At 73.4% G+C, this 6,795-nt stretch carries 4 protein-coding genes; all 4 read left to right on the top strand.

The window, feature by feature from the left end:
- Nucleotides 1-1,502: DUF4153 domain-containing protein (locus tag C1I98_RS46540; RefSeq protein ID WP_233508392.1), on the top strand; the 1,502-nt coding region annotated here is incomplete at its 5' end.
- 54 nt (nt 1,503-1,556) lie between these two features.
- Nucleotides 1,557-2,711, top strand: a complete 1,155-nt coding sequence (locus C1I98_RS32905; RefSeq protein ID WP_233508391.1) for an alanine racemase — start codon at nt 1,557-1,559, stop codon at nt 2,709-2,711.
- A gap of 157 nt (nt 2,712-2,868) precedes the next feature.
- Nucleotides 2,869-4,086, top strand: a complete 1,218-nt coding sequence (locus C1I98_RS32900) for a hypothetical protein (protein WP_111171244.1) — start codon at nt 2,869-2,871, stop codon at nt 4,084-4,086.
- Between the two features lie 55 nt (nt 4,087-4,141).
- On the top strand, nt 4,142-6,795 hold a 2,654-nt coding region (locus C1I98_RS32895), incomplete at its 3' end, for an ATP-binding protein (protein WP_111171243.1).

Below are 6,795 nucleotides of genomic sequence, written 5' to 3'. Positions count from 1 at the left end.
ACACTCGACTAGTCGTCGGCAGCGTCAGTGTGTATAAGAGACAGGTCCCGGACATGCCCCCCTGGGGCCTCGCCGCCATCGTCGCCGTGGCCGTGTTCGCCATCGTCGCCGTGCCGTACGGCCCGCCCGGCCTCGGCATGGTGCTCGCCGCCCTCGCCGCCGGAGTCGCCGTCGTACCCGCCGTGTGGCGCAGGCTGGACGGCTGGTCGATCACCTTCGGCCTGATCGGTCACGCGCTGATCGGCACCGCCCTGTTCCTGCACGCCGTCTGGCTGGTCGTCCCGTCCATGCTGGCCGGCTTCTGCCTGGTGTCGCTGGCGATCTCAGGAGCCGGTCGCGGCTGGTACGGACTGCTCCGGGGCCTGGTCTCGCTGGTCCTGGCGCTGCCTCCGCTGCCGTGGTTCGCCGGTGGGCCGTTGCGCGCCCTGGCCCGCCGCAGGCCCAGCAAGCCGGGCCAGCTCGTCGCCGGCATCGCGCTCACGCTCGGCCTGCTCGGCATCTTCGGCGCGCTGTTCGCCTCCGCCGACGCGGTCTTCTCCTCCTACCTCCGCATACTGCTCACCCCGCCCGGCTGGCTGGACACCGTACCGGCCAAGGGGTTCATGTTCCTGATCTTCGGCGCGCTGGCCGCGGCCGGGCTGCTGGTGGGCCTGCGCCCGGTGGCCGAGCCGGTGGCCCCCGACGTGCGGCTGCGGGTCGGCCGATCGGTGTGGGCTTTGCCGCTGGTCGCGCTCAACCTGCTGTTCGCCGCGTTCGTCCTGGTGCAGATCACCGTGCTGTTCGGCGGCGGCCGGCGGGTCGCGGTGACCGCGGGCCTGACCTACGCCGCCTACGCCAGGGAGGGCTTCTTCCAGCTCCTCATCGTCAGCGTGTTCGTGCTGGCCGTGGTGGCCGTCGCCGCGGGCCTCGTGTCCGTGCGCGGCCGGGAGCGCTGGGCGCTGGCCGTACTGCTCGGAGTGCTGTGCCTGCTCACCATGGTCATCCTGGCCTCCGCCATGCACCGCCTCGGCCTTTACACCGACGCCTACGGCTACACCCGGCTGCGCGCCTCCGTGGCCGCCACCATCATCTGGCTCGCCGCCGTGTTCGTGCTGGTCATCGTGGCCGGTGCGGTACGCCTGACGCGTCGCGGCCACGGCGGCCGGCTGCCCAGGGCGCTCGTCGCGCTGACCGGAGCCGGGCTGGTGGCGTTCGCGGTCTGGAACCCCGACCTCCAGGTGGCCGCGACCCAGCTCGAGGTCAGGAAGACCATCAGCCGGCTGGACATCGACTACCTCAACGAACTCGGCCCTGAGGCGATCCCCGCCCTGGACCGGCTGCCCGAGCCGATGCGTACCTGCGTCCTCCAGGACATCGCCAGGGCCGCGGGCCTCTCCGAGCCCGCCACCTGGCAGAGCTGGAACCTCGCCAGACAGCGCGCCAGGGAGGCGATCGCGGCCCGCCCGCTGCTGCCGCAGGCGGGCTGCGCGAGCCTGCCGTACCGGAGCGGCGACGCCGAATGAGCCCCGATAAAGTGCGAAGCACCTAACCAGGCTTCGCGCGAAAGGGGCGCCTCCTTGCGGACTCCCGAGCAGCCGGACGTCCGGGCGGCCAAGGGCATCCTCGCGGACCCGGCCGGACGGTCGATCTTCGATGGGCCGTTCAGCTTCCCGCTCATGGTCGCCGACCGTGCCGCGCTGCGGCACAACATCGCCACCCTGGCGGGGTTCGCCCGCGAGCACGGCATGGAACTCGCCCCGCACGCCAAGACCACCATGGCCCCCGCGCTGCTCGCCGCCCAGCTTGAGGCGGGCGCGTGGGGGTTCACCGTGGCCACGCCGAGCCAGGCGCTGATCCTGCGCGGCCACGGCGTCGAGCGGATCATGGTGGCCAACGAGATCGTCGATCCGGCTGGCCTGCGCGCCATCGCGGCCGAGCTGGAGCGCGATCCGTCCTTTGAGTTCCTGTGCTTCGCCGACTCCGTCGCGCAGATCGAGATCATGTCCCGGCACGCCGGAGCCAGGCCGTTCCGGGTGCTGGCCGAACTGGGGCAGCCGGGCGGGCGAGGCGGCTGCCGCACGGTCGGCGACCTGCTCGACGTGGCGGCGGCCGCCCAGGCCGCGTCGGGCGTCGAACTGGCCGGGGTCGGCGGCTACGAGGGCACCCTCGACTCGGCCGACCAGGTGCGCGCGTACCTGGGCCGGCTGCGCGAGGCGCTGGACCACCTGCGGGTGCGCGACCCGATCCTGTCGGTGGGCGGCAGCATGTGGTTCGACGTGATCGGCCGGGAGCTGGCCGACTGCCAGGCCCGCGTACTGCTGCGCAGCGGCGCCTACATCACCCACGACGACGGCATCTACCGCGAACGCACGCCGTACAACCGGATCACGGGCGAACTGCGTCCCGCGCTGGAGGTCTGGGCGCACGTGCTGTCCACCCCCGAGCCGGGGATGACCATCGTCGGGTTCGGCAAGCGCGACGCGCCCTACGACGAGGGGCTGCCGGTGCCGAAGGCGGTCCGGCGGGCGGACGGCGAGCTGTCCCCGGTCAAGGGCGAGGTGGTCAAGATGTGGGACCAGCACGCACTGCTGACGGGCGAGAACGACCTGCGGCCGGGCGACCTGGTCTCATTCGGCATATCCCATCCATGCACGGCGTTTGACAAGTGGCGGGTCCTGCCGGTGGTGGACGAGCGTCATGTCGTGGTCGAATTGATCGCCACGTACTTCTGAGACGTATCTTCTGACCCGCCCGGGTCTTCTGACACGGCTTGGAGGCACGATTCCGGAGGGCGCTTTCCCGGCAGGGCCTGGTGACGGCAGGGCCTGGTGGCAGGGCATTACGGCAGGGTCGATGGCACGCGGCTTTCGAGACGGCAGGACGGCTGAGGTGGACAGTTCGGTATACGTCTTCGTCGAGGACATCAGGGGCGAGGGCATGGACAAGGTGCTCGACCGCCTCACCGCGTACGGCGCGGGCGGCATCACCGTCGCCGCCGCCTACCACCGCGCCCGCGACGTCACCCCGCACGGCCAGACCCGGGTGACCCTGCGCTACGACGGCACGCACTTCCACCCGCCGGAAGAGTTGTTCACCGAGCTGCGGCTGGCCCCGCCGATCCAGGACGGCGCGGCGGAGGAGCCGCTGGCGGCGCTGCGCGAGGCCACCGCCGTACGCGGCCTCAAGCTGTACGGCTGGACGGTCTTCCTGCACAACACCACGCTCGGCCTGGCCAACCCCGACGTCACCGTGCGCAACTGCTTCGGCGACCGGGGCTCCCCGGCCGACCTGTGCCCCGCCCACCCCGACGTGCGCTTCTACGCCGAGGCGCTGGCCCGCGCGGTCGCCCGGCAGGGCGTGGACGGCGTGGTGGCCGAATCCCTGCACTTCGCCCCCTTCGCCCACGGATACCATCACGAGCGGTGTTTCGTCCCGCTCGGCCCGATGGACGCGTTCCTGCTGAGCCTGTGCTTCTGCGAGTACTGCATGCGCCGCGCCACCGACCTCGGCGTCCATGCGGAGGTGGCCAGGGAGGAGTGCGCCCGGATCGTCGGCGGCATCCTGGACGGCGACCCGCCGGCCCAGGGGGAGGTCACCCGCGCGGCGCTGACCGCGTACGCCGGGCCCGACGTCGTCGCCTACGCCCGCGCCCGCTCCGAGACGGTGACCTCGCTGGTGGCGGCGGTGTCGACGGCCGTGGCCGAAGAGGACTCCAAGCTGGTCTTCCTGGACGCCACCGGCGCGCACAAGGGATACACCGACGGCCTGCCGTCCCCCGGGCTCGCCGCCCACGACGCCTGGCAGCTCGGCATCGATTTGCTGGCGCTCGGCGACCTGGTGCCCTCCTTCGGGGTGCTCGCCTACGCCCGCGACGCGGCCAGGGTCGCCGACGACGTGGCCGCGTACCGCCGTTCGGTCGGCAAGGACCGCCAGATCCGCGCCGTGCTTCGCCCCGGCCTCCCCGACACCGACTCGGCCGACCGCCTGGCCGCCAAGGTCCGCGCCGTGCGCGCGGCGGGCGCCCAGGCGGTCGACTTCTACGCGTACGGCCTGGCCCCCTTCCCGGTGCTCGACCGCATCCCCGAGGCCCTGGCCCAGACCCCCTGAACCTACGCTGAACCGCCGGAGACCCGGCCTTGGTCTGACATGGCATACTCGGCGCATGGCGTGGCGAGCGTGGCGACCGGCGGAAAGCGCGCTGATCGGGCGGTCCGCCGAGCTGGACCGGCTGATCGGCGTCGCGCGGGCGGCGGCCGAAGGGTCGGCGGGCTTGGCGCTCGTCGGCGGTGACGCCGGGATCGGCAAGACCCGCCTGGTGACCGAGCTGGCGGAGTGGGCGTCCGGGCTCGGGTTCATGGTCATGGCCGGGCAGTGCGCCGAGCTGGGCGACGCCATGCCGTACCTCCCGCTGGCCGACGCCCTCCGCGACGCGCCCCCCGACCAGGTCGCGGCCTGGTCCGTGCTCCGCCGCCTGCTCCCCGGCACGCGCGGCGAGACCGACGAGGAACAGGCCGGCGGCCTCACCCAGCAGCGGCTGTTCGGACAGGTCCTGGCCCTGCTCAGCGAGCTGTCCGCGGAACGGCCCGTGCTGTTCCTGCTGGAGGACCTGCACTGGGCCGACCGTTCGACCCGCGACCTGCTCGTCTTCCTCACCCGCATGCTGCAGTCCGAACGCGTCTGCCTGGCCGGCACCTACCGCACCGACGACATCCACCGCCGCCACCCGCTCCGCCCGCTGCTGGCCGAGCTGCGCCGGCTGCCCATCGTCGTCCCGATCGAACTCGGCCCGCTGCCCCCCGACGTCATGGCCGACCACCTGGCCGCGCTGGCGCCCCCCGCCACGGTGTCCACCGGCTCCATCGACTCGATCGTGGAACGCGCCGGAGGAAACGCCTTCTACGCCGAGGAACTGCTCGCCGCCCGCGACGACGGCGATCGTGATCAGGACGCCGGCCTTCCGGAAGGGCTCGCCGAACTCCTGCTCTCCCGCGTGGAGAAGCTGTCAGAACCGGCCCAGCAGGCGCTGCGCGCCGCCTCGGTGGCCGGCCGCCGCGCCGACCACGACCTGCTCGCCGGGGCCGCCGGGCTGGAGGAGTCCAGGTTCGACGAGGCGCTGCGCGAGATCGTGTCCAGGGGGCTGCTGCTGCGCGACGGGTACGGCTACGTCTTCCGGCACGCCCTGCTCAGGGAGGCCGTCTACGGCGACCTGCTGCCCGGCGAGCGTACCCGGCTGCACACGCAGTACGCCGCGCTGCTTACCGCCGACCCCGGGGGCGGCAACCCCGCCGAACTCGCCTACCACCACCTCGCCAGCCACGACCTCGCGGGCGCGCTCGCCGCGTCGGCCGAGGCGGGCCGCCGCGCGCTGCGCCTCGGCGCCCCCGCCGAGGCCCACCGCCACTTCGACCAGGCGCTCGGCCTGTGGGACCGGGTACCCGACCCCGAACGGCTGACCGGCACCGACCGCACCAGCCTCGGGCTGCGCAGCGCCGTCGCCGCCGCCGACAGCGGCGACAACCGCCGCGCGATCGCCCAGCTCAAGGAGCTTCCGCCGACCGCCGAGGTCAACGAACGGCTGGCCTACTACCTCACCGAGATCGAGGACGAGCCGGGCTCCATCCAGGCCGCCCAGGCGGCCGTCGAGGCCGCCACGGACGACTCCATGCGCGCCCACGCCCTGGCCACCTACGCCCGCGTCCTGTACTGGACCGCCCGGCACGACGAGGGCAAGGACCTCGCCGCCCGCGCCTTCTCGGCCGCCGAGGCCGCCGGCGAGTCGGACGCGGCCAACAGCGCCCTCATCTCCCTGGCCGCGTACGCCTCCATCGCGGGCGACGAGGTCACCGCCGAACGCCTGCTCAAGCGCGTCACCTCCCGCCCCGGCCCCGACCTGTCCATCAACCTGCGCGGCCTGTTCAACCTGGCCCGCCTCCAGTACGAGGCCGGCGACCTGGCCCCCGCCGCCCGTACCGCCGACCGCGGCGTCCGGTTCGCCGCCGAGGCCGGGCTCTCCTGGAGCACCTTCGGCACCGAACTCCGCTTTCTGCGCTTCCTCATCCACTACGTTCTCGGCGAATGGGACGACGCCCAGCGCGTGGCGGCGGGCTTCCCCATCCGCGTCGGCACCGAGGCCGAGGCCCTGCTGTCCTCTTTCGCGCTGTTCGTCGAGGTGGCCCGTGGCCAGCCGGCCGCCGAGGAACGGCTGTCGTGGCTGCGGAAGTTCCAGTGTCTCCCGCTGATCGCGTACATGTCGCGCGGCCTGGAGGCCGAACACGCCCTCTGGCGCGGCGACCCGGAGGCGGCCCTCGCGCACGTCCAAGCGCTGATCGCCATCGTCGAGCCGTACGACCCGGTCCTCATCCGCATCTGCGCCATCGGCCTCGCCGCCCTCGCCGAAACCGGCTCCGCCGGCCTCACCGAAACCGGCTCCGCCGATGCCGCCGATCTGGCGGACGACCTGCTCGCCCGAGCCCGCCACGCGGCCACCACCGGCCCGGGTTCAGGCGCCCGCGGCCCGCTCGGCGTCGAGGGCCTCGCCTGGCTCGCCCGCGCCGAAGCCGAATGGCACCGCGTCCGCGGCACCGCCACCCCCGCCATCTGGGCCCGCGTCGCCACCGCGTTCGACTTCGGCTTCTCCTACGAGGTCGCCCGCTCCCGCTGGCGCCTCGCCGAATCCCTCATCACCGCGGGCGACCGCGCCGCCGCGGCCGACGAGTGGAAAGCCGCCCTCACCACGGCCCGCGAACTCGACGCCACCCCGCTCATCGAAGCCCTGACCGCCCTGGGCCGCCGCGCCCGCCTCGCCCCGGCCCCATC

The organism is Spongiactinospora gelatinilytica (genome assembly GCF_003236385.1).
In the GTDB taxonomy this organism is placed as follows: domain Bacteria; phylum Actinomycetota; class Actinomycetes; order Streptosporangiales; family Streptosporangiaceae; genus Spongiactinospora; species Spongiactinospora gelatinilytica.
This window is presented reverse-complemented; position numbering and strand designations above follow the sequence as displayed.